This is a genomic window from Pantoea ananatis LMG 2665, assembly GCF_000710035.2.
GTDB classification, from domain to species: domain Bacteria; phylum Pseudomonadota; class Gammaproteobacteria; order Enterobacterales; family Enterobacteriaceae; genus Pantoea; species Pantoea ananatis.
This window is the reverse complement of the sequence record NZ_JMJJ01000004.1, coordinates 166,185-190,818: the sequence shown is the minus strand read 5'-3', so window position 1 is coordinate 190,818 and position 24,634 is coordinate 166,185. Positions and strand designations below refer to the sequence as shown.

24 protein-coding genes are annotated in these 24,634 nt (G+C 56.3%); 16 read left to right on the top strand and 8 right to left on the bottom strand.

All coding sequences use genetic code 11. From position 1 onward, the window contains the following. The first annotated feature begins 102 nt into the window (after positions 1-102). Positions 103-969: a bifunctional methylenetetrahydrofolate dehydrogenase/methenyltetrahydrofolate cyclohydrolase FolD gene (gene folD / locus EL29_RS02725; protein ID WP_013024950.1), complete on the top strand. Its 867-nt coding sequence runs from the start codon at positions 103-105 to the stop codon at positions 967-969. Beyond that, positions 969-1,181: a ribosome-associated protein YbcJ gene (gene ybcJ, locus EL29_RS02720; protein WP_013024949.1), complete on the top strand. Its 213-nt coding sequence runs from the start codon at positions 969-971 to the stop codon at positions 1,179-1,181. Before folD ends, ybcJ begins: the two co-directional genes overlap by 1 nt. A gap of 28 nt (positions 1,182-1,209) precedes the next feature. On the opposite strand, the gene EL29_RS02715 is transcribed toward ybcJ, so the two are convergent. Both EL29_RS02715 and cysS read right to left on the bottom strand, forming a co-directional pair. Then, positions 1,210-2,316, bottom strand: coding sequence for an AAA family ATPase (locus EL29_RS02715; RefSeq protein WP_014593112.1), 1,107 nt, complete (start codon positions 2,314-2,316; stop codon positions 1,210-1,212). A gap of 42 nt (positions 2,317-2,358) precedes the next feature. Continuing rightward, on the bottom strand, positions 2,359-3,744 hold the full coding sequence (gene cysS, locus EL29_RS02710; RefSeq protein ID WP_014606408.1) for a cysteine--tRNA ligase: 1,386 nt from the start codon (positions 3,742-3,744) through the stop codon (positions 2,359-2,361). Between the two features lie 214 nt (positions 3,745-3,958). On the opposite strand from cysS, the gene ppiB reads away from it, so the two are divergent. Beyond that, positions 3,959-4,453 carry a peptidylprolyl isomerase B gene (gene ppiB / locus EL29_RS02705; RefSeq protein ID WP_014593110.1) on the top strand — a complete coding sequence of 165 codons (495 nt, stop codon included), beginning with the start codon at positions 3,959-3,961 and terminating at the stop codon, positions 4,451-4,453. Next, positions 4,453-5,169, top strand: a complete 717-nt coding sequence (gene lpxH / locus EL29_RS02700) for a UDP-2,3-diacylglucosamine diphosphatase (protein ID WP_028714902.1) — start codon at positions 4,453-4,455, stop codon at positions 5,167-5,169. Before ppiB ends, lpxH begins: the two co-directional genes overlap by 1 nt. On the opposite strand, the gene EL29_RS02695 is transcribed toward lpxH, so the two are convergent. Next, the gene (locus EL29_RS02695; RefSeq protein WP_028714901.1) at positions 5,145-6,467 is read right to left on the bottom strand and encodes a DUF2254 domain-containing protein; all 1,323 of its coding nucleotides are present in this window, start codon (positions 6,465-6,467) and stop codon (positions 5,145-5,147) included. The two genes, lpxH and EL29_RS02695, sit on opposite strands and share 25 nt — an antisense overlap. Positions 6,468-6,734: 267 nt before the next feature. Between EL29_RS02695 and purE the strand changes: the two genes are divergently transcribed. Together purE and purK are read left to right on the top strand one after the other, a co-directional pair. After that, entirely contained in the window at positions 6,735-7,244 is a 510-nt protein-coding gene (gene purE / locus EL29_RS02690) for a 5-(carboxyamino)imidazole ribonucleotide mutase (protein ID WP_014593107.1), read from the top strand. Further along, entirely contained in the window at positions 7,241-8,305 is a 1,065-nt protein-coding gene (purK, locus tag EL29_RS02685; RefSeq protein ID WP_028714900.1) for a 5-(carboxyamino)imidazole ribonucleotide synthase, read from the top strand. Before purE ends, purK begins: the two co-directional genes overlap by 4 nt. Positions 8,306-8,348: 43 nt before the next feature. On the opposite strand, the gene ybbP is transcribed toward purK, so the two are convergent. Then, positions 8,349-10,766 (bottom strand): putative ABC transporter permease subunit YbbP, encoded by a 2,418-nt coding sequence (gene ybbP, locus EL29_RS02680; RefSeq protein ID WP_028714899.1) that lies wholly within the window; start codon positions 10,764-10,766, stop codon positions 8,349-8,351. Next, complete coding sequence (gene ybbA / locus EL29_RS02675; protein ID WP_028714898.1) at positions 10,763-11,449, bottom strand: putative ABC transporter ATP-binding protein YbbA; 687 nt, start codon at positions 11,447-11,449, stop codon at positions 10,763-10,765. The genes ybbP and ybbA overlap by 4 nt, the downstream gene beginning before the upstream one ends. On the opposite strand from ybbA, the gene tesA reads away from it, so the two are divergent. The 5 genes from tesA (at position 11,417) to EL29_RS02650 (ending at position 15,202) form a co-directional block, all read left to right on the top strand. Next, on the top strand, positions 11,417-12,040 hold the full coding sequence (gene tesA, locus EL29_RS02670; protein ID WP_022622644.1) for a multifunctional acyl-CoA thioesterase I/protease I/lysophospholipase L1: 624 nt from the start codon (positions 11,417-11,419) through the stop codon (positions 12,038-12,040). The two genes, ybbA and tesA, sit on opposite strands and share 33 nt — an antisense overlap. A 20-nt stretch (positions 12,041-12,060) precedes the next feature. Continuing rightward, positions 12,061-12,834, top strand: coding sequence for an SDR family oxidoreductase (locus EL29_RS02665; protein ID WP_014606414.1), 774 nt, complete (start codon positions 12,061-12,063; stop codon positions 12,832-12,834). 79 nt (positions 12,835-12,913) lie between these two features. Next, positions 12,914-13,771 carry a co-chaperone YbbN gene (locus EL29_RS02660; RefSeq protein ID WP_013024937.1) on the top strand — a complete coding sequence of 286 codons (858 nt, stop codon included), beginning with the start codon at positions 12,914-12,916 and terminating at the stop codon, positions 13,769-13,771. A 58-nt stretch (positions 13,772-13,829) separates the two neighbouring features. Further along, positions 13,830-14,744: an SPFH domain-containing protein gene (locus tag EL29_RS02655; RefSeq protein ID WP_013024936.1), complete on the top strand. Its 915-nt coding sequence runs from the start codon at positions 13,830-13,832 to the stop codon at positions 14,742-14,744. Next, a complete protein-coding gene (locus EL29_RS02650) occupies positions 14,744-15,202 on the top strand; it encodes an NfeD family protein (protein WP_028714897.1) in 459 nt (152 codons plus the stop codon). The genes EL29_RS02655 and EL29_RS02650 overlap by 1 nt, the downstream gene beginning before the upstream one ends. Here EL29_RS02650 and cueR read toward each other — a convergent pair. Further along, positions 15,178-15,594 (bottom strand): Cu(I)-responsive transcriptional regulator, encoded by a 417-nt coding sequence (gene cueR / locus EL29_RS02645; protein ID WP_015700811.1) that lies wholly within the window; start codon positions 15,592-15,594, stop codon positions 15,178-15,180. The genes EL29_RS02650 and cueR overlap by 25 nt on opposite strands. A gap of 422 nt (positions 15,595-16,016) precedes the next feature. Here cueR and EL29_RS02640 point away from each other — a divergent pair, with 422 nt between their 5' ends. The 4 genes from EL29_RS02640 (at position 16,017) to ybaK (ending at position 20,901) form a co-directional block, all read left to right on the top strand. Further along, entirely contained in the window at positions 16,017-16,349 is a 333-nt protein-coding gene (locus EL29_RS02640) for a hypothetical protein (protein ID WP_013024933.1), read from the top strand. A 499-nt stretch (positions 16,350-16,848) separates the two neighbouring features. After that, the gene (gene copA, locus EL29_RS02635; RefSeq protein WP_028714896.1) at positions 16,849-19,359 is read left to right on the top strand and encodes a copper-exporting P-type ATPase CopA; all 2,511 of its coding nucleotides are present in this window, start codon (positions 16,849-16,851) and stop codon (positions 19,357-19,359) included. A gap of 75 nt (positions 19,360-19,434) precedes the next feature. Next, entirely contained in the window at positions 19,435-20,238 is an 804-nt protein-coding gene (locus EL29_RS02630; RefSeq protein ID WP_013024931.1) for a TraB/GumN family protein, read from the top strand. Between the two features lie 183 nt (positions 20,239-20,421). After that, positions 20,422-20,901 (top strand): Cys-tRNA(Pro)/Cys-tRNA(Cys) deacylase YbaK, encoded by a 480-nt coding sequence (gene ybaK, locus EL29_RS02625; protein WP_013024930.1) that lies wholly within the window; start codon positions 20,422-20,424, stop codon positions 20,899-20,901. Here ybaK and EL29_RS02620 read toward each other — a convergent pair. Further along, on the bottom strand, positions 20,898-21,767 hold the full coding sequence (locus EL29_RS02620) for a LysR family transcriptional regulator (RefSeq protein ID WP_028714895.1): 870 nt from the start codon (positions 21,765-21,767) through the stop codon (positions 20,898-20,900). The two genes, ybaK and EL29_RS02620, sit on opposite strands and share 4 nt — an antisense overlap. An 87-nt stretch (positions 21,768-21,854) precedes the next feature. Between EL29_RS02620 and EL29_RS02615 the strand changes: the two genes are divergently transcribed. Next, on the top strand, positions 21,855-22,286 hold the full coding sequence (locus tag EL29_RS02615) for a multidrug/biocide efflux PACE transporter (RefSeq protein ID WP_028714894.1): 432 nt from the start codon (positions 21,855-21,857) through the stop codon (positions 22,284-22,286). Positions 22,287-22,319: 33 nt separating this feature from the next. On the opposite strand, the gene ushA is transcribed toward EL29_RS02615, so the two are convergent. Next, entirely contained in the window at positions 22,320-24,041 is a 1,722-nt protein-coding gene (ushA, locus tag EL29_RS02610) for a bifunctional UDP-sugar hydrolase/5'-nucleotidase UshA (RefSeq protein ID WP_228525899.1), read from the bottom strand. Positions 24,042-24,634 lie beyond the last annotated feature (593 nt).

The window sequence follows — 24,634 nt, the reverse complement described above, 5'->3', positions numbered from 1 at the left end:
AAACAAACCTGCTGCAAGAATCTCTACCTGACAGCCGGACGTGCTTCTGACAAAATAGGCGCCATCCCCGACTTAAACTCAACACAGTGGATTTACGCTCTGATGGCAGCAAAAATTATTGACGGTAAAACGATTGCGCAGCAGGTACGGCTTGAGGTTGCAGAAAAAGTGAAGCAACGTCTGGCAGCCGGTAAACGTGCTCCGGGTCTGGCAGTCGTTCTGGTGGGTGAAAACCCTGCATCGCAGATCTACGTCGGCAGTAAGCGTCGTGCCTGTGAAGAAGTGGGCTTTATCTCCCGCTCTTACGATCTGCCCGCCGCCACCAGCGAAGCCGAGTTGCTGCAGCTGATCGATAAACTTAACAGCGACAACGAGATTGACGGCATTCTGGTGCAGCTGCCGCTCCCGGCAGGCATTGATAACGTCAAAATCCTGGAGCGCATTACGCCCGATAAAGACGTAGACGGCTTCCATCCCTATAACGTCGGTCGCCTGTGCCAGCGCGCACCAAAGCTGCGCCCTTGTACACCACGCGGCATCGTCACGCTGCTGGAGCGCTACAACATTGATGCCTACGGCCTGAATGCCGTCGTGGTGGGCGCCTCAAACATTGTGGGGCGTCCAATGAGCATGGAGCTGCTGTTAGCGGGCTGCACCACGACCGTAACGCACCGCTTTACTCGCGATCTGCGCCATCACGTTGAGCACGCCGATCTGCTGATCGTCGCGGTAGGCAAGCCCAACTTTATTCCAGGTGACTGGATTAAGCCGGGCGCTATTGTTATCGACGTCGGGATTAACCGTCTGGAAAGCGGCAAAGTCGTCGGTGATGTGGATTTTGATGCTGCCGCTGAGCGTGCCGCTTATATCACGCCCGTTCCCGGCGGCGTTGGGCCGATGACGGTCGCAACCTTAATCGAAAATACCTTACAGGCATGTGAAGAGTTTCACGATGGAGAGCAGGCATAATGGCGACGTTTTCTTTAGGTAAATTCCCACACGTTGATCTCTGCGATCTGCTGAAACTGGAAGGTTGGGTGGAAAGCGGCGCGCAGGCCAAAGTCGTGATTAGTGAAGGTGAAGTGCGGGTGGATGGGGAAGTTGAAACCCGTAAGCGCTGCAAAATCGTTCAGGGGCAAACGGTGGAGTTTGCCGGACAGCGCATCACTGTCGTTGCCTGATCGTCAGGTGCCCTGTCCCCGGGGCACCTTAAATCCTTTCTTCCCCAACTATCCGCGTTTCCCCGTTAATCTGCTCCAGCTCAATGTGATTCACTTCTGCATGCTGCGCGATCAGTGCGGCCAGCTTCGGTGAGTGACTGGTGATCCACAGCTGACTAAACTGGCTGGCTTCAGCAATCAGCGCCGCAAGCGCCGGGAGCAAATCCTCATGCAGGCTGTTCTCGGGTTCGTTGAGCGCCATAAAGGCAGGCGGGCGGGGGCTGAGCAGTGCAACCACGAGGCACAGAAAGCGCAGCGTCCCGTCAGAGAACTCGGCGCTTTCCAGCGGGCGCATAATGCCCTGTCGCCGCATCAGCATCTGGAAACGGCCGTTCTGGACATCCACCTGAAATTCGGTATCAGGGAAGGCTTTCGCTGTCACCTTATAGAGCAGCTCATGATGACCCCGCTCGACAATGGTTGCCCATGCCGCCGCGAGGTTAGCGCCATCGTGCGCCAGAATGGGGGCGCGCACGCCAATCTGCGGCGCACGAATCGGTGATCCTGGCCAGACGGCAAACTCGTGATAGAAGCGCCACTGGCGCAGACGTTCACGCATCTGAGAAAGCTCAGGATAGCGGTGCGGCTCACCGAGCTGACCAAACAGGGACTCTTCGGGATGCAATACGGCCGGATAGCTTACGCGCTCCCCTTCTACATTATGCAAAAATGCGGTCTGGTTCGTGCGCTGCATGATGCAGGAAGAGGGACGCCGCTGCTGACCACTCAGCCAGATACGTTCTTCTTTGACCAGCGGATCGAGGTTAAACAGGCTGGTCTCAAGCTTCTGAGGAAACCCCACCGCAAGCTCAAAATCCATGTCGTCCATCAGGACCGAGAGGATGAGTCGGCTGGCATCCTGACGACGAGCGCTGCGATGCAGTTCCCCTGCCCACATGACTTTTTGGATACCGCCCTCTTCTGCCAGCGCTAACGCCAGGCGACCATTGGCGGCCTCGTGCAGCAGGCGCACGGCCTTATACAGGTTGGATTTACCACAGCCATTAGGCCCGCTTACCACGTTCAGTTGCTGAAGCGGCAGGGTCAGATCGCGTACCGAGCGGAAACCGCGAAGGTGAATCTGTTTTATCGTCATAGACAAAAAAGGGCGATGACTCGCCCTCTCCTGTGTTGCCCGTTATTTACGTCGCCAGCTGGAGCCCTGAGGGCCATCTTCGACAATCACGCCAAGCGCGTTCAGCTTGTCGCGGGCTACATCAGCCTGCGCCCAGTCTTTTGCCGCGCGTGCGTCGGCACGGGCTTTCACCCAGCGTTCGATTTCTGCCACTTCTTCATCGTTGCCCTGCGCACTGCTTTGCAGAAACACTTCTGGCTCCTGCTGCAGAATGCCCAGCACGTTGGCAATTTCACGTAGCTTTGCCGCCAGCGCATTGGCTGCGGTCATGTCTTCGCCTTTGAGACGGTTCACTTCACGCGCCATGTCGAACAGCACGGAATAGGCTTCCGGAGTGTTAAAATCATCGTCCATAGCCTCGCGGAAACGGGCCTCGAAGGCTTCACCGCCGTCGGCAACCGCGTTGCGATCGGTATGTCGCAGCGCGGTATAAAGACGTTCCAGCGCCGCACGTGCCTGGTTCAGGTTATCTTCGCCATAGTTAAGCTGGCTACGGTAGTGGCCGGACATCAGGAAATAGCGCACCGTTTCGGCATCATAATGCTGCAGTACGTCGCGCACGGTGAAAAAGTTATTCAGCGACTTCGACATCTTCTCACGATCGATCATCACCATGCCTGAATGCATCCAGTAGTTCACATAGGGACCATCATGGGCGCAGGTAGACTGGGCGATTTCGTTTTCGTGATGTGGGAACATCAGGTCAGATCCGCCGCCGTGGATGTCGAAATGCGCGCCAAGCTGTTTGCAGTTCATGGCTGAACACTCAATATGCCAGCCCGGGCGCCCCTGGCCCCACGGTGAAGGCCATGAGGGTTCGTCCGCTTTAGACATCTTCCACAGCACGAAATCCATGGGATTACGCTTCACATCCGCCACTTCAACGCGGGCGCCGGCCTGAAGCTGGTCCAGATCCTGACGCGACAGCGCACCGTAATCCACATCGCTCAGCACATCAAACATGACATCGCCGTTTTCCGCCACATAGGCATGACCGCGGGCAATCAGCTTTTCCACCAGCTCGACGATTTCCGGAATATGGCGCGTGGCGCGCGGTTCCCGATCTGGCGGCAAAATGCCCAGCGCATCAAAATCGCTGTGCATCTCGGCAATCATGCGATTGGTCAGGGTTTCGATGCTCTCGCCGTTCTCGTTGGCACGCTTGATAATTTTGTCGTCGATATCGGTAATATTGCGCACGTAATTTACGTCAAAACCGACGTAACGCAGATAGCGCGATACCACATCAAACGCCACAAACGTGCGGCCGTGCCCAATGTGACAGAGGTCATACACCGTGATGCCGCAGACATACATGCCGATTTTGCCAGCATGAATAGGGGTAAATTCCTCTTTTTGTCGACTCAGGGTGTTATAAATCTTCAGCATTGGGGTTTCCGTAGTAAGCGTGCGTAACGCACCGTTTTAAGTATCCTGATATTGTGCCGTATTTTTATCTGTCACGCGATGCAAAGCAAGCCAACTGCGCAGCCTGGCTGACGTATTATCGGAAATTATGATATAAGAACGTTCGAGAAAAAGGCGTGTGCACCCTAACCGCGCACCCTATGCTACTGACGACAACCTTTACAGGACGAAAAAAATGGTAACTTTCCAGACTAACCATGGCGATATCGTGATCAAGACCTTCGATGACAAAGCGCCCGCAACCGTAAAGAACTTCCTGGATTACTGCCGTGAAGGTTTCTACGACAACACCATTTTTCACCGTGTGATTAACGGCTTTATGATTCAGGGTGGCGGTTTTGAACCCGGCATGAAGCAGAAAGCCACCAAAGAAGAGATCCGTAACGAAGCCAACAACGGTCTGAAAAACACCAAAGGTACGCTGGCGATGGCGCGGACTTCTGCCCCGCACTCTGCGACCGCACAGTTTTTCATTAACGTGGCTGACAATGACTTCCTGAACTTCCGTGACGAAAGCCTGCAGGGCTGGGGTTACTGTGTGTTTGCAGAAGTGGTTGAAGGTATGGATGTGGTTGAGAAAATCAAAGCCGTTTCAACCGGCCGCAGCGGTATGCATCAGGACGTGCCGAAAGACGACGTTGTCATCCAGAAAGTGACCGTCAGCGAGTAATGTCGCGCACGCTGTTTATTGCAGATCTTCATCTGTGTCAGGAAGAACCGGCGATCACCGCCGGTTTTCTGCATTTTTTACAGCGCGAAGCCCCACACTGCGACGCGCTCTATATTCTCGGCGATCTGTTTGAAGCCTGGATAGGCGATGACGATCCCAATCCCCTGCATCAACAGGTTGCTGATGCCCTGCGAGCCGTGCCTGTTCCGGTGTACTTTATTCATGGCAATCGCGATTTCTTAATCGGTCAACGTTTCGCCCGCGCCAGCGGCATGACGCTGTTGCCTGAAGCGCGCGTGCTGACGCTTTACGGCCATCGAGTGCTGATTATGCACGGCGATACGCTGTGTACCGACGATGTGGGTTACCTGCAGTTCCGCGCTAAAGTCCACAACCCCTGGATTCAACGTCTGTTCCTGGCGTTGCCGCTGTTTATTCGCAAACGCATCGCAGAACGTATGCGCGCCAACAGTAAACAGGCCAATCAGCATAAGTCGCTGGAGATTATGGATGTGAATCAACAGGCCGTGATCGATGCCCTGCTTCAGCATAAGGCGCCACTGCTGATTCATGGGCACACGCACCGTCCCGCGATACACGATCTGTCGCTGAATGGCGTAAACGCTCAGCGTGCCGTATTAGGGGCCTGGCACAGTCGGGGATCCATGATTCAACTCGATGCCAGCGGCATTCAGCTGATCGATTTCGACTTCTGACAGGGCGAATCGCTTAGCTTCTCATCCAGGAAGGGATGGGGATAGTCTGCACCAAATTGTTCACGCCATGTGCGCTCAATTCGTGCTCTGTCCGTCTGGATGATCGCTTCCCGCGCCAGGTATGCCATGGCTTCATGCGCATGACGCAACGCTGCAGCCTGGTACGCATCCGGCCAGGCGACAGACAACATGCCCAGCGCCTTAAGTAACCGTAACTGCACTTCTTTTATCGCCGCGCCGTCTCGCGCGACAGGTGAGAAAAAATCATCGAATAATGCGTCTACTGACAAGGGCGCGACGTGAATGGCGGGATAGATCACCGTTGGCGCCGCACATTCGCGTGCAAAGCAGGAGAGTATTCTGACGGCTCGCCCGATCACATCGATGGCGGTGCCAGGGTCATTAGTCGCAGGCGACAGCGCACGCGAGGCGATTTCTGCCATCACACACAGGCAAAAACGTGGATCCTGGGCGAAAGTGCGAGACGCGGCTATTGTCAGGGCAGACAACATCAGTTTGCGTTGCTCCGCAGGCAGGGCGTGGGTGACATACATGACCGGGCGGGCGGGATGAACAAAAAATCCGGGTTGCGCGACCAGGTAAACATGTACAGGACTGTCTGTCATCGCCTTATGTAGCCTGTCCATATCAATATGCTGAACATAGCCAATAGCGTCCGAATAAACAGCAAACGTGCCCGCAGGTTGACGATCGCTTTCCCGCCAGGGCCTGGCGCCGAAACAAGGAGATTGAGCACGCGCGCTAAAAACATCAAGCGCCATGCGTTCCACACGTGAGGTCGTTTCATCTACGCTGCCAAGCGAGGTGAGATGGTGAATCCAGCGCAGAAGCGTCACCAGAATTAATGCAATGACCACCAGCGTGACCGCAAACAGGATCACTCGCCCCTGTTCACCATAAGCCCCCATATTCAGTGCGATGATGCCGACCAGACTAAACAGGAAAGAGCCAATAAAGGTCGCGAGAACATTTTGTGTTGTACTGTCTTCAACGACCAGTTTCGTGGCGCGCGGCGTAACATGGGTAGTTGCTGAACCAAACGCCGTTACCATCGTACTCAAGGAAAACGTGGTGACCGCCAGCATGCTGGACGCCAGAATATTCAGGATATTGTCCACTGCGTCAGCACCCACCTTTACCGAAACCGAGGGGGGAATTGCAGATTTAAAGACAATGGAGGCCAGGGCGCTGATAACCGCAGCAAGGGCAAATAAAGTTGCCCTGAACCACAGTTTTCTGCCTGCTTGTCTGAAAATCAGTTGCCAGCGTGAAATCATCCTGTTCCTCTTTCTGTCAGTTAACGTCATCCCTTACCAACCGGGTGCTGCGCGGCTCATCATGTCAGTCACCTTGCAACTCTGTTAACTAAAGTTCAGCGTTTCTTGCGCGTCAACGTCAGAGAACAGAATGTCGATAAAACCCCGCCAGCGCGACGTGTAATCCCGACGCAACCGTTTTCCTTGCGCCCTTCTCATGCTATTCTCTTTGCCCTTCAAAACCTGTCCGCCTGGTCAGGTGTGTTTTCATTCACAGGAGTTGACCGCATGTCGTCGAATGCCGCCCCGGCCCGCATCGCTGTTGTTATGGGTTCCAAAAGTGACTGGTCCACCATGCAGTTCGCTGCGGAAATCCTCTCCAGCCTGGACGTGCCCTTCCATGTGGAAGTGGTCTCAGCGCACCGTACCCCAGACAAGCTGTTTAGCTTTGCCGAAACGGCTGCAGATAACGGCTTTCAGGTCATCATTGCCGGTGCCGGTGGCGCGGCGCACCTGCCTGGCATGCTGGCGGCAAAAACCCTGCTGCCTGTGCTGGGCGTGCCGGTGCAGAGCGCAGCGCTGAGCGGCGTTGACAGCCTCTACTCTATTGTGCAAATGCCGCGCGGTATTCCGGTCGGCACGCTGGCAATCGGTAAAGCCGGTGCCGCCAATGCGGCATTACTGGCCGCGCAGATTCTGGCGATTCACGACAGCGCGCTGTCATCTCGTCTGGCCGCCTGGCGTCAGGCACAGACCGATGAGGTGCTGGATAATCCGGATCCGCGGGAGGACGCATGAAGCCGGTTTGCGTACTGGGTAACGGTCAGCTTGGCCGCATGTTGCGCCAGGCGGGCGAGCCGATGGGCATTGCCGTTCATCCCGTGGGGCTGGATGCCGATCCCGCCGCCCTGCCTATCGCCGAAAGCGTGATTACGGCCGAAATCGAGCGTTGGCCCGAAACCGCTCTGACGCGCGAGCTGGCGAATCATCCGGCCTTTGTGAACCGCGATATTTTTCCGCGTCTGGCCGATCGCCTGACGCAAAAGCAACTGCTGGACGAGCTTAATCTGGCGACTGCGCCCTGGCAGTTGCTGGCGGATAAAAGCGAGTGGCCTGCGGTTTTCTCTCGGCTGGGTGAACTGGCGATTGTTAAACGCCGCACCGGGGGTTACGACGGTCGCGGTCAGTGGCGTTTACGGGCCAGCGAAACGGCCACGTTACCCGACGACTGCTATGGCGAGTGTATCGTCGAACAGGGCATTAACTTTTCAGGTGAAGTGTCGCTGGTCGGCGCGCGCGGCCACGACGGCAGCACCGTGTTTTATCCCCTGACACATAATCTGCACGAAGAAGGCATTCTGCGGACCAGCGTCGCTTTTCCCCAGGCAGATGTGGAACAGCAGCAGCAGGCCGAAGGAATGCTGGGCGCGATCCTTCACGCGCTTGACTACGTTGGCGTGATGGCGATGGAATGTTTTGTGACGCCACAGGGTCTGTTGATTAATGAGCTGGCGCCGCGGGTGCATAACAGTGGACACTGGACGCAGAACGGCGCCTCGATTAGCCAGTTCGAACTGCATCTGCGCGCGATTTTGGGGCTGGCGTTGCCCCAGCCGGTCGTCATTGCGCCCTCGGTCATGATCAACCTGATTGGCACCGATGTGAATCCAGACTGGCTACAGCAGCCGCTTGTCCATCTGCACTGGTATGACAAAGCGGTTCGCCAGGGTCGCAAGGTGGGCCATCTGAACCTGACCGACAGCGATCAGCCCCGACTCAAAGCTGCACTGCATGCGCTGTTGCCCCTGCTGCCGGCTGAATATGCCAGTGGTATTCGCTGGGCCACAGACAAGCTTTAAGACGGACTGAAGCCGTGCGCAGCCTTGCCGCGCACGGCGTTTTTCATGCGCCGTCGAACGTCCTGAACAGCGCTTTGCCCTTGAGCAAACGCACGCCCAGCCAGCCTCCGCACAGCGACAACAACAACGCGCCACACAACGGTAACGCCAGCCACAAGGCCCAGTCGGGCTGCCACGGGAAATCGAAGATTTTACGCTGCAGCGCCCAGAGCGCCGCTTCAGCCCCCACTGCGGCCGCAACGCCGGACACCACGCCAATCAGCGCAAACTCACACCACAAGGTCGTCCGCAGCAGTCGCTTGCCTGCACCCAACGTGCGGTACACCACCAGTTCCTGACGGCGCTGACGCATGCCCACCTGAATCTGGGCCATCAGCAGCAATATGCCACAGGCGGTCACCAGCACCACCATAATCTCCAGGGCCTGGCTGACCTGGGTCAGCACCTGTCCGATCTGACGCATGATGCTGCCAATGTCCAGCAGGCTCAGGGTCGGGAACTCACGGTTTAGCTGCGCCAGCAGCGTGGGGTTATTGTCCAGCCGAAAGCTGGTGAGCCAGGTCAGCGGCTGGCTGTCGAGCGCACCGGGTGGAAAGATAAAGAAGAAGTTTGGCTTCAGGCTTTCCCAGTCAACCTTGCGCAGACTGGTAATTTTGGCACTGAACTTTTGCGTATCCCCCTCAAACGTTAAGCTGTCTCCCAGCTTCACCCCCAGCCGCTCCGCCAGCTCGGCCTCCATAGACACTTCCCCCACGGCAGGCGGCCAGTTGCCCGCCACCAGCGGATTATGCGCAGGGAGGGCCGCCAGCGAAGTCAGGTTGAGCTCACGGTTAAGGGCATTATCCCGTTCAGGATCGGCGGCTTGGCCGTTCAACTCGCTCAGCCGCATCCGTGCGATGGGATAAAAGGTTTCTGGTTTAATCTGATGCGTCTGCAGGAAATCACGCACCTGCGGCACCTGATCGGCCGTCATGTTAAGCAGGAAAAAGTTCGGGCTGTCTGCGGGTAACTGCTGCTGCCAGCGATCCAGCAGATCGCCTCGCATCACCAGCAGCAGGGCCAGCAACATAAACGACAGTGAGAACGCGGCAAGCTGGCTCAGCGTCATCGCGGGCTGTCGCAGTAGCCGATTAATCGCCAGACGCAGCGCCAGATTTCGCACTGTCAGACGGCGCAGAAGCAGTAACGAGCCCCAGCCAAGCAGCGCCAGTAGCCCCGCCAGCACCACCACGCCCGCCAGCAGCGCCCACAGCATTTTACTGCCGCCCACCAGCGCCGCCAGCAGCCCCACCACCACGACAGCCATCGCCGGCAGGTAGATTTTCAGCGGCCAGACGGTGGCGACGGCATCGCGCCGAAATACGCGCAAAGGCTGCGTCGCCAGCAGCAGGCGATAAGGACGCAATCCCACCAGCAGGGAAATGACAAACAGCGACCCCGTGGCCCATACCCACGGCCACAGGCTCGCATCAGGCAGGGATGCGGGCAGAACGGGTTTAAGCATTCTCATCAACAGGGCTTCGACGCCCAGCCCGACTGCCCCGCCCGCTACGGCCGCCAGCAGCAATACCGCCAGCCACTGCCCAATAATCAGCTTTTGCAGCGCGCCGCGCGTAGCACCCAGCGTTTTCAGCACCGCCACCAGGTCGTAACGACTTCGGCAATAATGGCTCATTGCCACGGCCACGGCAGCGATCGCCAGCATCAGCGTTAACAACGCAGATAACAGCAAAAACTGCTGCGCGCGCTGCATTGAACGGCCCAGCGCATCTTCGGTGTTCTCAATACTGATCCAGCGTTGACCGGTTTTTATTTGCGGCGTTATCCAGCGGTCGTAGTTTTCCAGCTGCTGAGGGGTGCCAGCAAACTTGTAGCGCCAGGTGATGCGACTGCCGGGCTGGATCGCGCCGGTCTTATCGGCATCGGCCAGATTAATCAGTAAACGCGGCGCCATTTCGAACGGATTGAAACCGCCATCCGGCTCCTGTATCACCTCTCCGGCAATACGCAGCGTGGTATCTCCCACATCGAGTTCATCGCCCACGTGGAGGTTAAGCAGCGCCATTAAGCGCGGAGCGGCCAGTGCCGTGCCGGGCTGAGGTTTCAGGCCCGGAGGGCGGGTTTGCAGCTCGCCAAACATCGGGTAGTGGTTATCGACGGCTTTGACCGACGCCAGCTGCGGCGTCTGGCCGGCAAAGGTCATGGTCATAAAGCTCAGCTGACGGCTAACCGATAATCCCGCTTGCTGCGCTTTCGCCAGCCAGTCGGGCGGTGCCGCCGTGCTGGTGCGCAGGGTACGATCGCCCGCCATAAAGTCGCGACTCTGCTGACTCAGCCCTTTTTCCATCCGGTCGCTGATTGATCCCAGCGCCAGCACGCAGGCCACCGCCAGAGTGAGTGCCAGCCAGACGATTAACAGTGAGGGCGAACGCCACTCACGCCAGAACCAGCGCCAGATCATTGCTCCTCCCACAGTTTGCCGTCACGCAGACGCAAGCGTCGGTTACAGCGCGCCGCCAGCTGCTCGTCATGGGTAACCAGAATTAACGTCGTGGCAAAATCGCGGTTGAGGGAAAACAGCAGATCGACAATACGCTCGCCCGTTTTACGATCCAGATTCCCCGTTGGCTCATCGGCAAACAGCAGGCCCGGACGACCGCTGAAGGCCCGGGCAAGCGCGACGCGTTGCTGCTCACCACCGGATAACTGCGCGGGCAGATGCAGCAAACGCTCACCCAGGCGTAACTGCGTGAGCAGCTCCCGTGCCTGGTCACGGCTCTGACGGTCGCTCTCACCGCGCAGCAGTGCAGGCAACTGGACATTTTCCAGCGCATTTAACGTTGGCACCAGCATAAAAGACTGGAACACGAATCCTACCTGCTGCGCACGTAAGGCCGCCCGCTGCTCTTCATTCATCTGATGCAAGGGCTGGCCCAGCAGATGCACCTCGCCCTGGCTGCCGTCATCCAGACCGGCCAGAATCCCCAACAGCGTAGATTTGCCCGATCCTGACTCGCCAATCAGGGCGATTGTTTCAGCTGGTTTGACAACTAACTCAACTCCGGTAAGGATGGTTAACTGATGCTCTCCCTGACCCACGGACTTAGTAAGATGATGAACTTCAAGAATGTTTTCCGCTGGCATTATCCTTTCCTGTTATTGTGCTGTCTGTTGGTGTCCCGTCTTGCTGCGGCCGATACGTTGCTGGTGCTGGGCGACAGCCTGAGTGCAGGCTATCAAATGTCGGCCAGTAAAGCCTGGCCCAGCCTGCTCGATAAAAACTGGCAGCAGCAGCCCAGAGTGATTAATGCCAGTATTAGCGGCGATACCGCCGCACAAGGACTGGCGCGCTTACCTGCCCTATTAAAACAGCACCAACCGCAGTGGGTGTTAATCGAATTGGGCGGTAACGACGGCTTACGTGGCTTTCCGCCAAAGGATATTGAGCAAACGTTAAGCACCATCATCGAGCAGGTAAAAACCGCCAGGGCTAAACCGATCCTGATGCAAGTACGTTTACCCGCCAACTACGGCCGCCGTTATACGGATGCGTTCCGCGCGATTTATCCGCAGTTGGCGAAACAGCACGATATTCCTTTACTGCCCTTTTTCATGGAGCAGGTTTATTTAAAACCCGAATGGATGCAGCAGGATGGTATTCATCCCAATCCTGACGCCCAACCCTTTATCGCTGAACTGATGGCGAAAGAACTGGCCCCATTAGTTAAGCAGTAGTTGTGCAAAAAAGGTAACACATGCAAAAAACCATTTTGATCACGGGCTGTTCGAGCGGTATTGGCCTGGTTGCAGCCAATGACCTGCTGGCTCGCGGCTATCACGTTATTGCAGCCTGCCGAAAAGCCGACGACGTGGCGCACATGCAAAGCCTCGGCTTTACGGGGCTGATGCTGGATTTGGACGACGCAGAGAGCGTTGACCGCGCTGCCGATGAGGTGTTGGCGCTGACCGGTAACCGGCTGTTTGCCCTGTTTAATAACGCCGGCTTCGGCACCTATGGTCCGTTAAACACCATCACGCGTCAGCAATTTGAACAGCAATTTTCCAGCAATGTGTTTGGCACCCACCAACTCACTATGCGGCTGCTTCCGGCGTTGAAGGCTTTTGGCAATGCCCGGATCGTGAATACCAGTTCGGTGTTAGGCCTGATTTCCACGCCGGGTCGGGGCGTTTATGCCGCCAGTAAATATGCGCTGGAAGCCTGGAGCGATGCGTTACGCATGGAGCTGCACGCAAGCGGCGTGCGCGTCAGCCTCATTGAACCGGGTCCAATCCAGACCCGATTCACCGATAATGTGACGCAGGGTGAGCAGGATAATCCGGTGCTGAATCCCGGTCTGGCCGCGCGGTTTACGCTGCCGCCTGAGGCCATTTTACCTAAGCTGCGCCATGCGCTCGAAAGCAAACATCCGCGTTTGCGTTATCCGGTGACGCTGGTCGCACACGCGATGGGCCTGTTGAAACGCGCGCTGCCAGGCTGGATACTGGATCGCATAATTCGCAGTCAGTAAAGGTATTGCGCGAATACAGCTTGAAGCAGGGCCAGTCGGCCCCATATTCTTTAAACATTTTCTGCAAAGAGACTTAGTCATGTCACCACACGCTTCGATTATCGACATTAACGAATCCAACCTGCAACAGACCCTTGAGCAGTCAATGCAGATACCGGTGCTGTTCTACTTTTGGTCGGATCGCAGCCAACATTGCCAGGAACTGACGCCGTTGCTGGAGCGACTGGCTCAGGAATACGCAGGCCAGTTTATTCTTGCCAAACTGGATTGTGATAAAGAGCAAAGGGTGGCATCGCAATTTGGGTTACGCTCCATTCCCACCGTCTACCTGTTCCAGAACGGCCAGCCTGTTGACGGTTTCCAGGGGCCACAGCCGGAAGACGCCGTGCGCGCCCTGCTGGAAAAAGTGCTGCCGCGTGAGGAAGAGTTAAAAGCCCAGCAGGCGATGGCGCTGATGCAGGAAGGTAAACCGCTGGACGCATTACCGCTGCTGAAAGAGGCATGGCAGCTCAGTAATAAAGACAGCGAAATTGGTTTTCTGCTGGCGGAAGTGCTGATTACCCTGAACCGTAGCGATGAAGCAGAAACGGTACTCAACGCCGTGCCGTTGCAGGATCAGGACACCCGTTATCAAAGCCTGATCGCCCAGATCGATTTACTGAAACAGGCGGCCGATACGCCTGAAATTCAGCAGCTGCAATCACAGCTGGAAAGCGACCCGGATAACGCTGAACTGGCGACCAAACTGTCGCTGCAGCTGCATCAGGTCGGGCGTAATGAAGAAGCGCTGGAACTGCTGTTTAACGTCATTAAACGCGATTTGAACGCCGCTGACGGCCAGGCGCGTAAAATGTTGCAGGAGATCCTGGCGGCATTGGGCACTGGCGATGCGCTTGCCGCACGCTATCGCCGCCAGCTCTATTCCCTGCTTTACTGATGTAAGCAGAAAACGGGCCGAACGATTTGGCCCGTTCATCTGACAACCTGGAGGTTATATGCTCACCGTGATTCCTGTTCTCATCCTGGTCGCCCTGGTCACCGTATGGTCCGGCGTGAAAATCGTTCCGCAAGGCTATCAGTGGACGGTCGAACGCTTTGGCCGCTACACCCGCACGCTTCAGCCCGGCCTGAGTCTGGTTGTTCCCTTTATGGATCGTATCGGTCATAAGATCAATATGATGGAACGGGTGCTGGATATTCCCTCTCAGGAGATCATCTCCAAAGATAACGCCAACGTCACGATTGATGCGGTCTGTTTTGTCCAGGCCATCGATCCGGCGCGGGCCGCCTATGAAGTCAGCAATCTGGAGCTGGCGATTCTTAACCTCACTATGACCAATATGCGCACCGTGTTGGGCAGCATGGAACTGGATGAGATGCTGTCTCAGCGAGACAGCATTAATACCCGCTTACTGCATATCGTTGATGAAGCTACCAATCCCTGGGGCGTAAAAATCACCCGTATTGAAATTCGTGACGTTCGTCCGCCACAGGAGCTGATTGGCGCCATGAACGCCCAGATGAAAGCGGAGCGTACTAAACGAGCCGATATTCTGACGGCGGAAGGTGTGCGGCAGGCGGAAATTCTGCGGGCCGAAGGGGAAAAACAGGCGCAGATTTTAAAAGCGGAAGGGGAACGAACGTCGGCTTTCCTGCAGGCTGAAGCCCGTGAACGTCAGGCGGAAGCGGAAGCCCGCGCCACGAAAATGGTGTCGGAAGCGATAGCCGCCGGCGATATTCAGGCCGTAAATTACTTTGTGGCGCAGAAATACACGGATGCGCTGCAGAAAATTGGTGAGTCCAGTAACAGTAAAGTGGTGATGATGCCGCTGGAAGCCAGCAGCCTGCTGGGTGCGATCGGCGGAATTGGTGAGCTGTTAAAAGAAACCCGCAGCGAGTCGAAACGCTGATGGTGAGTGAGATTGTTGCCCATCCGCACTGGTTCTGGCTGACGCTGGGCGGGCTGCTACTGGCGGCTGAGATGCTCGGCACAAATGGCTACCTGCTCTGGAGCGGGCTCGCAGCCATGCTGGTCGGTATCACAGAATGGGCTTTGCCGCTTAGTTGGACCGCCCAGGGCTCTTTGTTTGCCGCATTAACGCTGGCGAGCGTATTTATCTGGCATCGCGTAATGCGCTATCGCGAGCGCAACCAGCAGCCAAATTCCCTTAATCAGCGCGGCAACCAGATGATCGGCCTGCAGTTGACCCTGGACAGTGCGTTGCAAAACGGTATCGGTCACGTCCGCGTTGGCGACAGCAGCTGGCGCGTTCAGGCAGACCAGAATCTCCCTGCCGGTACGTTGGTTGAAGTGGTAGCAGTGGAAGGTATTACTCTGCGCATTCAGTCTCGCGTGCCGCCAACCTGACTGCAGCAGCCTGCCAGGTTATTAATGATCGGGCAGTCCGCGCTGTCATTACCCGGGCAGGCCGCCGCCAGCGCCAACAGGCGTGCGCGCATGGCGTGCAGTTCTTCAATATGCGCAGCAATTTCGTCAGCTTTCTGCAGCGTACGCGCCTTAACGTCCGCGCTGTGGCGTTCAGGGTCGTTAAACAGCCCGACCAGCTCGCGGCACTCATCAAGGGTAAACCCCACCTGCCGTGCCTGGCGTAATAAATTCAGCTCATCAAGATGGTGTGAATTGTAATGCCGGTAGCCGTTATCGCCGCGCAGCGGGGGCGTGACTACGCCCTTTTCTTCATAGAAACGAATAGCCTTACTGGTTAGCCCGGTCTTTTTCGCCACGGTACTAATATTCATAACAGTTTTCCTGATCTTCCCCTATACGGGGCGCTTCTAAAAGGCCCAGCCCTTGAGCTGCCGGGCTAAATCAGTGTTTGATTCTACGTCACTCGTGCCCGACTCTGTCGTTTTGCACCCGAGAACAGGTGGAAAACAAGGCATTTCATGCAGGAGATTATAGATCACCCTGCCTGGTAAAAGGGTTCTCGTCCCGGTATCTAAGTCAACGCGGTCGCTGCAGAGGCCTTCGGCTGACGCTTCCGGTTAACCTGAGTAATGCCAAAACGCGCCTGAGTTCAAAACAAACTGGTTAGCCGGTCAATCTGTCATCAATCCTATAAAAAATAAGATGATAACGCTTGTCAACGCAGAAAATTCCGATAAAATCCCGCCAGTTTGTAACAAATCATTATCATCATTAAAGTATAGGGGATTGGATTATGGCTTTAGTCAGCTGTCCAGAATGTCATAAGGAAGTGAGTGATTCAGCATTACGTTGTCCATCATGTGCCAGGCAGCTCAGAAAGCCGCGTCGCTCTTTTTTTGGCAAAATGGTTAAGTGGACTTTCATTCTGTTTAACATTCTTATGGTGTACTGCCTGTTCGCAGGATTAGGTGGAAGTGGCGACGTTATCAATAACGCGGCTTCCGATGCGGAAAAAGCCGGTGCTGCGCTTGGAGCAGGTTTAGGTTTAATGGCGATCGGCACCCTTTGGGTTATTGGCGACATCATTATCGGGACGCTGGTCTTCTTTACCAGACCCAAAGGGTAATTGACTCATCCTGTGCGCCTGCAAAGGGTTTAGCATGCCTGGCGAAAACCGTTGCACAGCAGGGAACAGCGAAATGTCGATCCCGTTAACGCGGATAGCAGGTAAATCAGTCCCGCTTATCTGGCGAAGCACGGAACTATGTATATCTTGAGCGACAGGCATGATCGAACAGGATGAAGCCTCGGCAGTAAGCGCAGGGCTGGCCGTCATTTCGTCACCCCTTTTCATCAGCGGGCTTGCACGCCTTTAAGCCGGATGAAAGTCAAAAAAGCCCTGCTTATCTGGACTGCCGCAAAAGTTGGACAGTGCAGGTTACGCGGGGCTTTCTTCTTGTGGCGTCCTGAGTCATGTCAACGCCAGCAAGCCAGGTACACCACCGGTGAATAAACTTCCTTTATCTGGCCATTCAGGATTTGACCTTCCCCTTGAGGGAAGGTTTAACCTGAATGACAGTCACATCTGAACGATCAACCCCGCACATCTGATAAAGGAGTCAACCATGTCAAACACGATTGTTCTGGCGCTGGACGGATTGTCCTGCGGCCACTGCGTAAAACGCGTCAAAGATGCGCTCGAACAGCGCGACGATGTCGAGCAGGCTGAGGTTACTCAACAGGAAGCCCGCGTGTCAGGCCGTGCAGACGCTACCGCGCTGATCGCTACCGTTGAACAAGCGGGCTACCATGCAACATTAAAAGCTGCGGGTTCCAGCCCAAAGCCTGAGCCGTTGACAGCAGCAGAGCCGCCGCCGGAGGCGCTGACAACGGAGTCTTCTCCTCTTCCGGCAACTGAAAATCAGCCCGCTCACGTGCTGTTAATCGACGGGATGAGCTGCGCCAGCTGTGTCAGCCGGGTTGAGAAAGCCCTTGAGCAGGTAAGTGGTGTGCAACAGGCCCGCGTGAATCTGGCCGAACGCAGCGCGCTGGTGATGGGCAATGTGGCACCCCATCTGCTGGTCGCCGCCGTGGATGCGGCCGGCTATGGGGCGGAAGTGGTCGAAGACGAACAGCAACGACGTGAAAAGCAGCAGCGCAGCGCCCGACGCGCCATGCGACGTTTTAGCTGGCAGGCGGGACTTGCACTGCTGTTTGGCGTGCCGTTAATGATCTGGGGCATGTTGGGCGACAACATGATGCTCACCGAGGACAATCATACCACCTGGCTGGTGTTGGGCACGGTCACGCTGTTGGTGATGGTCGCCACGGGCGGTCACTTCTACCGCAGTGCCTGCCGCAGCCTGCTCAACCGCAGCGCGACAATGGATACCTTAGTCTCGCTGGGCACCGCCGCCGCCTGGATCTACTCCTTTAGCGTGGTGATTTGGCCGGCGTTCTTCCCGCTGCAGGCGCGTCATCTCTACTTCGAAGCCAGCGTAATGATTCTCGGCCTGATCAATCTGGGTCATGCGCTTGAACAACGCGCGCGTCAGCGTTCCTCGCGAGCCCTGGAACACCTGCTCGATCTGACGCCGGAACAGGCAAGAGTCGTAACGGAACAGGGTGAAACCTCAATGCCGGTTAGCGCGGTACAGCCCGGCATGATCCTGCGGCTGGTCGCGGGCGATCGCGTGCCGGTCGATGGCGAAGTCCAGGACGGTGAAGCCTGGTGTGATGAGGCCATGCTGACCGGTGAGGCGGTGCCGCAAAGCAAAACGCAGGGCGATCGTCTGTTTGCCGGCACCTTGGTGCAGGACGGGACAGTACGCTTCATTGCCCGCGCGACCGGCGGCAATACGACGCTGGCGCGCATCATTCAGTTAGTCCGTAAAGCCCAGAGCAGTAAGCCAGATGTGGGTCGCCTGGCCGATCGTATTTCTGCCGTGTTTGTGCCGGTGGTGGTGCTTATCGCCCTGATAAGCGCCGCAGTCTGGTATACCGCCGGTCCGGCGCCTCAGATTGCCTACGCGCTGGTGGTGGCCACCACAGTGCTGATTATTGCCTGCCCCTGCGCGCTGGGCCTGGCCACGCCCATGTCGATTATCGCCGGAACCGGCCGCGCCGCCGAATACGGCGTGCTGGTACGCGATGCCGATGCACTGCAGCGCGCCAGCCGTATCGATACGCTGGTGTTTGATAAAACCGGCACGCTGACAAGGGGCACACCGCAGGTGACCGAGGTGATGAGCTGGAACGGCAGCACGCGCGATTCGATCCTGTCTGCGGCGGCGGCCCTGGAACAGGCATCGGGTCACCCACTGGCGAAAGCGATCCTGGCGGAAGCGGGTACCGCAGCAACACCCGCGATTGCGCAATTTCGTACAATACGCGGCAAAGGCGTAAGCGGCATACTCAATGGCAGACAGCTGTTACTGGGTAATGTCAGTCTGTTACACGATTACGGCGTGGATTGCCAACCGGCGCGGGCTGAAATTGACAGGCTCACCCGGCAAGGGGCAACCCCGGTATTACTGGCACAGGATGGACAGCTTACCGGTCTGATTGGCTTGCGGGATACGCTGCGCCCCGAAGCGAAAGCAGCACTGCAGCGGCTGCATGCAGCGGGTTACCGACTGGTTATGCTGACCGGGGATCATGAAAATACGGCCCGGGCTGTTGCGCATGAAGTCGGGATTGATGAGGTGATTGCAGGCGTACTGCCCGAAGGTAAAGCCGATGCGATAAGCCAACTACAGCAGCAAGGAAGGCAGGTTGCCATGGTGGGCGATGGTATCAATGATGCTCCTGCACTGGCGCAGGCTGATGTCGGTATTGCGATGGGCGGCGGCAGCGATGTGGCGGTAGAAACCGCAGCGATTACGCTCATGCGGGCCGATCTGCATGGCGTGGTGGATGCCTTAAAGATTGCCTCCGCCACCCTGGGCAATATCCGGCAGAATCTGTTTGGCGCGTTTATTTACAACGTTATCGGTATTCCGCTGGCGGCAGGCGTGCTCTTTCCTTTTACCGGCCTGTTGCTTAGCCCGGTTTTTGCCGGTGCTGCCATGGCGCTGTCGTCAATAACCGTGGTGAGCAATGCTAACCGCCTGTTGCGCTATAAGCCACGCGTTTAGCAATAACTGCCCTGCTCTGTCTTTCGCAACGGGATCCCGCTAGCATGGTGGCTTTCAAACAGTGAAGGACAGGGAATGACAGCGCGCCTTTTGCAACGTTTACGTAACTGGATTAATCCGCTTTTTCCAGCCAGCTATCGTTGGCCCGCCGTGGATATTCAGTCGGGCGAATGCCGGTTTCATCTGGTGGGTAGCATTCATATGGGCACCCGTGACATGCAGCCCCTGCCGGTCCGGCTGCTACAGCAGTTGCAAAAAGCCGATGCGCTGGTGGTTGAAGCGGATATTACCCAGGGAGGATCGCCATTTGAAAACACGGAAGAGCGTCCGCCACTGATCGCCAGAATGGATGATGATGCGCTGGCGAAGCTTGAAACACTGTGCAACGAAACCGGTCTGTCCCTGAGCCGGTTTGATACGTTACCGGCCTGGCAGATTGCGCTGATGCTACAGGCCCAGCAGGCCCAGCGGCTGGGGTTACGTCCTGATTTCGGTATTGATTATCAGCTGCTACAGGCCGCGCGGGCGATGGATAAACCCGTGATTGAACTGGAAGGTGCGCAGGCGCAAATCACCCTGCTGAAATCCTTGCCCGACGATGGCATGGCGCTGCTGGCGGATACGCTGACCCACTGGCACACTAACGCACGCATGTTGCAAACGATGGTGAGCTGGTGGCTGGAAAGCCCGCCACGCGATCCCCAGATTGCGTTGCCAGCGACATTCAGTCAGACCCTGAACGACACGCTGATTAGCCAGCGTAACAGCCAGTGGTGTGATCATTTACGTCGCCTGCCTTCGGGCCGATATGTCGTCGCGGTCGGCGCTCTGCATTTATATGGCGAGAATAACCTGCCGGGAATGATGCGCGTCAGATAACTCACGGCAAAAAAAAGAGAGCCGACAGTCATATCGGCTCTTCAAAGAGGAATGTGTTAATGATTTTAGTTGTCGCCAACAACAGGATTGCTGGCGCGTGGCAATTCTCGCCTAAAGCACATTATTTCGCCACATTTATTGTTCATTAATACGTAATAAGATTTTTCTGAATATGAGGCAACAATGACGCCCGCGGTAAAACTACTGGAAAAACAAAAGGTCAGCTTCACACTTCATCCTTATGAGCATGACAGTAACGAAACCAGTTTTGGCGACGAAGCGGTTCGTAAGCTCAACCTGGACGCCCGGCAGGTGTATAAAACCCTGCTGGTGGCGTTGAACGGCGAGGCGAAACACCTTGCCGTGGCCGTTACGCCCGTCGCCACTCAGCTCGACCTCAAGAAAGTGGCAAAAGCGTTCAATGCCAAAAAAGCCGAGATGGCCGATCCCATGCTGGCCCAGCGCATCACCGGTTATCTGGTGGGCGGTATCAGCCCGCTGGGCCAAAAAAAGCGCCTGCCTACGGTGATCGACAGCTCGGCAAACGCCTTTGCGACGCTGTTTATTTCCGGCGGTAAGCGCGGGCTGGATATCGAGTTAAGCCCACAGGATCTGTCACGGCTGCTGGAGGCACCCTTAGCGGATATTGCCCGACGCGACTAAGCCGGTTGCAGTGCGCAGAGTTCATCAATCATCCAGCGCCCGGCAGGGCCGGGCGGATTGCGGCGCGACCAGACGACGTCAACCGCGATGCGCTGCGGCCATCCTGGTAAGGGCAACTCCTTTAAAACACCATGTCCAAACTGTTTCACCAGCCAACGGGGTAAAATACTCCAGCCAAAGCCCTGTTCCGCCATCTCCAGCAGCACATAATAGGTTTGAGCAGACCAGGCTCTCCCCTGGAAAGTCGGTGCACGACGATCGGTCCAGGTATTGAGGCGCAGGTGACGAAGAGGTTCGAGCTGACTTTCGCTGATCGTGGTTTCCCGCGCCAGGGGATGATCACGATGCAGATAAACCCCTAATTCAGCATCAACCTGCAGGCGCGCGATCGCAATGTCAGCCGGCAGCGTTGGCTGGGCACGAATCACCCCAATATGCGCACGCCCGGTTTGCAACAGTTCAACGACATCATCATCTTCCGCCGCAATGCCTTCCAGCTCGACATCAGGATAATGCTGATCAAATTGCTTAAGCAGTCGCTGATGGTAATGCGTTTGCCAAAAATCTGAGACTGCAACGCTGAGCCGCGGCTCTGTTCCCTCGGACAAGCGCGTCGCCAGCGCATCCAGTCGCTCGCTGGCGGCGAGGATTTGCTGCACCTGAGGCAGCAAGCGTCGCCCCTGCTCGGTGAGCTGTGGCTGGCGGCCGCGCCGGTCAAACAGGGCGAAACCGAGATCGGCTTCCAGATTAACCACAGCCACGCTGACGGTAGACTGGCTTTTTTTTAACGCCCGCGCGGCCGCTGAGAACGAGCCGCTGGCAACGGTCTGGACAAAGGCTTCCAGAGATTCCGGTGAGTAACGCATGAGAACCATCGCTTTTATCGATAGATGATCATTTTATCTTAGCATTTTGTCGTGGGAGAATGCGCAGCCTGAATAAAGGAGATTGAAATGCAAACCCGTTCACTCACAGAGCGCATCGTCCATGCCACCCTGTTTGAAGGCCTGGCCATCGTGACGATTGCTCCGCTGGCAGCATGGTTTATGGATAAACCCCTGTTTCAGATGGGAGCGCTGGCGATCATGCTGTCTACGGTGGCAATGCTATGGAATATGATTTACAACAGCGTGTTTGATCGGTTTTATCCGCCAGGGAAGAAACGCCGCGCCCTGCTTCGAGCGCTGCACGCATTGGGTTTTGAGGGCGGTTTTATCCTGATAGGCCTGCCGCTGGCGGCCTGGATGCTGGAGATTTCACTGTGGCAGGCATTTTTAATTGAAGTCGCGTTTTTTCTGTTCTTTCTGCCCTACACCTTCGTCTACAACCTGGTGTGGGACAAACTGCGTCCACACTGGTTCGGCCGCAAATCCTGCCGCGCCTGAAAACAAGCAGGGAGGCGTTCTCCCTGCCTGGGCTTAATGCAGCGTTGCACTCTCTCCATTCCAGTGCCGGATCCACGTCAGCACCATTTTGGGATAGCGCCGCAACGGCGTCGCGTCTTTCGCCTCGTCCTTTGGTGGTGCTGCCTGCTCAGCCTGATAAATAACCGCCTCACGTGGCTGGTAATCGCTGGCGTTCACCGGAGAATGGGCGCTTAGCCAGTCCCGCAGGACCTGCGCATCCACCTTGCCGCTGTTCACATAACCCGGATGCGTGTCGATGCGCGGATAGCCATCCCCGCCTGCGGCATTAAAACTGTTTGTCGCCATACGATAGGTTTTTTCATCTGCCAGCGGCTGTCCGTTGATCCTGACCTGGCTGACGCTGCTGCCGTTGGCGATCAGGCTGACGTTGGCCAACTGGGCAAAACCGCCTGAATCAGGTTTGATGTTTGCCACAACCGCCAGATAGCGTTTGATTTCTGCGCCGGTCAGCGTGACGGAAACGACCTGATTACCGAAGGGTTGTACCTGTAACAGATCGCGCCAGGCAACCGGGCCGGATGTCAGCGAGGTACGGATCCCTCCCCCGCTCATCACGGCGAAGTCAGCCTGCGTTGCGGCCATCTGCGCACGCAGTATTAACTGCCCAATGGCGCTTTGTTTAAACCGCACGGTTTCTTTTTCGCCGGGGAAATCCCCTTTAATGCTTCCCACGTTGACCCGTAGCTTCGCGTCTGCGCGCTTTTGAAAAGGCGTCAGTAGTTTCATCATTGCGGTGTTAGCCGGGATGGCTTCCTGCCAGGTCAGTGAGGATTCACTGCCATCAAGATTTTTGATTTTGTGTTTGAGGTTGACCGGTATCAGCTGGTAGGCCTCCAGCGTCACCTCTCCATTGCGGTAGGTAAAATCGCCGCGCCCTACGTATTTACCCCATTTTTCCGCCTGCATGATCCAGACGCCGTTCTGCCGATCGGGCTCACAGGGTTGGCCTGGCTGATAGTCTTTACGGCTGACATTCTCTTTTTCCATACATACCGCATCGTGCGAATGCCCCCCGACAATCATATTGAGGGTACCCTTTGGCAGACTGCGGGCCAGCGTCACGTCATCAACACCGTTACTGCCGTGTTGACCGTCGTCATAATGGCCAAGATGGGTTAACGCGACGATAACGTCGGGCTTCTCAGTAGCACGCAGCTCGGCGACGGCCTTTTCGGCCTCGGCAATGGGATCGCGGAATTCGATATCGCTTAACTGCGCAGGATTTGTCAGCCGGGCGGTATCGGGGGTAATCAATCCGAGCACGGCGATTTTTAACCCCATGCGCTGAAATACAGCCCAGGGCTTAAACAGGCGCTTACCACTGCTTTTTTGATAGACGTTGGCGGCCAGGAACGGAAATTTGGCCCATTTTTCCTGCTTACGCAGGACGGCGAGCGGTTTATCGAACTCGTGATTGCCCAGCGTCATGGCGTCGTAGCCAATCAGGTTCATGCCGCGAATGTCGGGTTCCGCGTCCAGCTCATCCGACTCAGGCACGCCGCTGTTAACATCGCCAGCAGACAAGATTAACGCCCCACCGCCTTTGGCCTGAATATCGTAACGCTGCGTATCCATTAGCGTTTTTTGCGCCGCCAGCCCGTATTCACCCTGATCATTAGTCCAAAAATGCCCATGTTGATCGTTGGTATGCAGAATGCTGAAACGGTAACTGCGGTCAGGCACTGCAGCATGGGTAAACAGCGACGATAACATCACGAGCAGTGCCAGACCTGCTCCTGCCCCTCGAAATATCAACACAGCCCTTCTCCTTTGATTGTTATCCGTTTCACCCGCCGGCCATCGGCGCCCTTCTGTGTCGCACAGAAACGGCCGTAACTCAAGATGAATACGGCTCCGTCTGGCCATTATGGCAGGCCAGGCGACCTGGCAGGAAACGCCAACCGTCTGATTTCTCCGCTCTCTTCTCTCTGACGCGCTGTTAAAAGGCTAAATGTTGACGGGATATGAAGGTGTTGTTCATTAAACCTGCAACATTGTTAACCGCTGCGACATCAACTCGACAAAGTGGGTCTTTGCGCTTTTTCCGGCATGACTGCTGTTTTCAGCTCAACCTGACAGCCAGACTTTTTTCATGAGTGCTGTCAGCTTTGCGCTGTAGCTTCGGCACAATAGACTGTTTTCACGATGTTTTTACCCGACATCCAGCACAGCGATGGTACCGCTGCTTCAATCTGAAAAAACCGCTATTACGCTTGTGAGGCTGACTGGCCTCATCAAATCTCACGCTGGTTCCGGTTGGTGACGGTTTATAGCGCATTCGCGCATCATTGGCGTCACGTCTGTGT

Bases quoted from the DNA above. Each gene is read 5' to 3' on its own strand.
- ybbP (WP_028714899.1), bottom strand. From the start codon at position 10,766: ATGATCTGGCGCTGGTTCTGGCGTGAGTGGCGTTCGCCCTCACTGTTA.
- lpxH (WP_028714902.1), top strand. From the start codon at position 4,453: ATGTCGCGCACGCTGTTTATTGCAGATCTTCATCTGTGTCAGGAAGAA.
- EL29_RS02650 (WP_028714897.1), top strand. From the start codon at position 14,744: ATGGTGAGTGAGATTGTTGCCCATCCGCACTGGTTCTGGCTGACGCTG.
- EL29_RS02630 (WP_013024931.1), top strand. From the start codon at position 19,435: ATGACAGCGCGCCTTTTGCAACGTTTACGTAACTGGATTAATCCGCTT.
- folD (WP_013024950.1), top strand. From the start codon at position 103: ATGGCAGCAAAAATTATTGACGGTAAAACGATTGCGCAGCAGGTACGG.
- EL29_RS02660 (WP_013024937.1), top strand. From the start codon at position 12,914: ATGTCACCACACGCTTCGATTATCGACATTAACGAATCCAACCTGCAA.
- cysS (WP_014606408.1), bottom strand. From the start codon at position 3,744: ATGCTGAAGATTTATAACACCCTGAGTCGACAAAAAGAGGAATTTACC.
- EL29_RS02620 (WP_028714895.1), bottom strand. From the start codon at position 21,767: ATGCGTTACTCACCGGAATCTCTGGAAGCCTTTGTCCAGACCGTTGCC.
- cueR (WP_015700811.1), bottom strand. From the start codon at position 15,594: ATGAATATTAGTACCGTGGCGAAAAAGACCGGGCTAACCAGTAAGGCT.
- purK (WP_028714900.1), top strand. From the start codon at position 7,241: ATGAAGCCGGTTTGCGTACTGGGTAACGGTCAGCTTGGCCGCATGTTG.
- ybcJ (WP_013024949.1), top strand. From the start codon at position 969: ATGGCGACGTTTTCTTTAGGTAAATTCCCACACGTTGATCTCTGCGAT.
- ppiB (WP_014593110.1), top strand. From the start codon at position 3,959: ATGGTAACTTTCCAGACTAACCATGGCGATATCGTGATCAAGACCTTC.
- purE (WP_014593107.1), top strand. From the start codon at position 6,735: ATGTCGTCGAATGCCGCCCCGGCCCGCATCGCTGTTGTTATGGGTTCC.
- EL29_RS02665 (WP_014606414.1), top strand. From the start codon at position 12,061: ATGCAAAAAACCATTTTGATCACGGGCTGTTCGAGCGGTATTGGCCTG.
- ybbA (WP_028714898.1), bottom strand. From the start codon at position 11,449: ATGCCAGCGGAAAACATTCTTGAAGTTCATCATCTTACTAAGTCCGTG.
- EL29_RS02695 (WP_028714901.1), bottom strand. From the start codon at position 6,467: ATGATTTCACGCTGGCAACTGATTTTCAGACAAGCAGGCAGAAAACTG.
- ybaK (WP_013024930.1), top strand. From the start codon at position 20,422: ATGACGCCCGCGGTAAAACTACTGGAAAAACAAAAGGTCAGCTTCACA.
- ushA (WP_228525899.1), bottom strand. From the start codon at position 24,041: ATGTTATCGTCGCTGTTTACCCATGCTGCAGTGCCTGACCGCAGTTAC.
- EL29_RS02640 (WP_013024933.1), top strand. From the start codon at position 16,017: ATGGCTTTAGTCAGCTGTCCAGAATGTCATAAGGAAGTGAGTGATTCA.
- EL29_RS02655 (WP_013024936.1), top strand. From the start codon at position 13,830: ATGCTCACCGTGATTCCTGTTCTCATCCTGGTCGCCCTGGTCACCGTA.
- copA (WP_028714896.1), top strand. From the start codon at position 16,849: ATGTCAAACACGATTGTTCTGGCGCTGGACGGATTGTCCTGCGGCCAC.
- EL29_RS02715 (WP_014593112.1), bottom strand. From the start codon at position 2,316: ATGACGATAAAACAGATTCACCTTCGCGGTTTCCGCTCGGTACGCGAT.
- tesA (WP_022622644.1), top strand. From the start codon at position 11,417: ATGATGAACTTCAAGAATGTTTTCCGCTGGCATTATCCTTTCCTGTTA.
- EL29_RS02615 (WP_028714894.1), top strand. From the start codon at position 21,855: ATGCAAACCCGTTCACTCACAGAGCGCATCGTCCATGCCACCCTGTTT.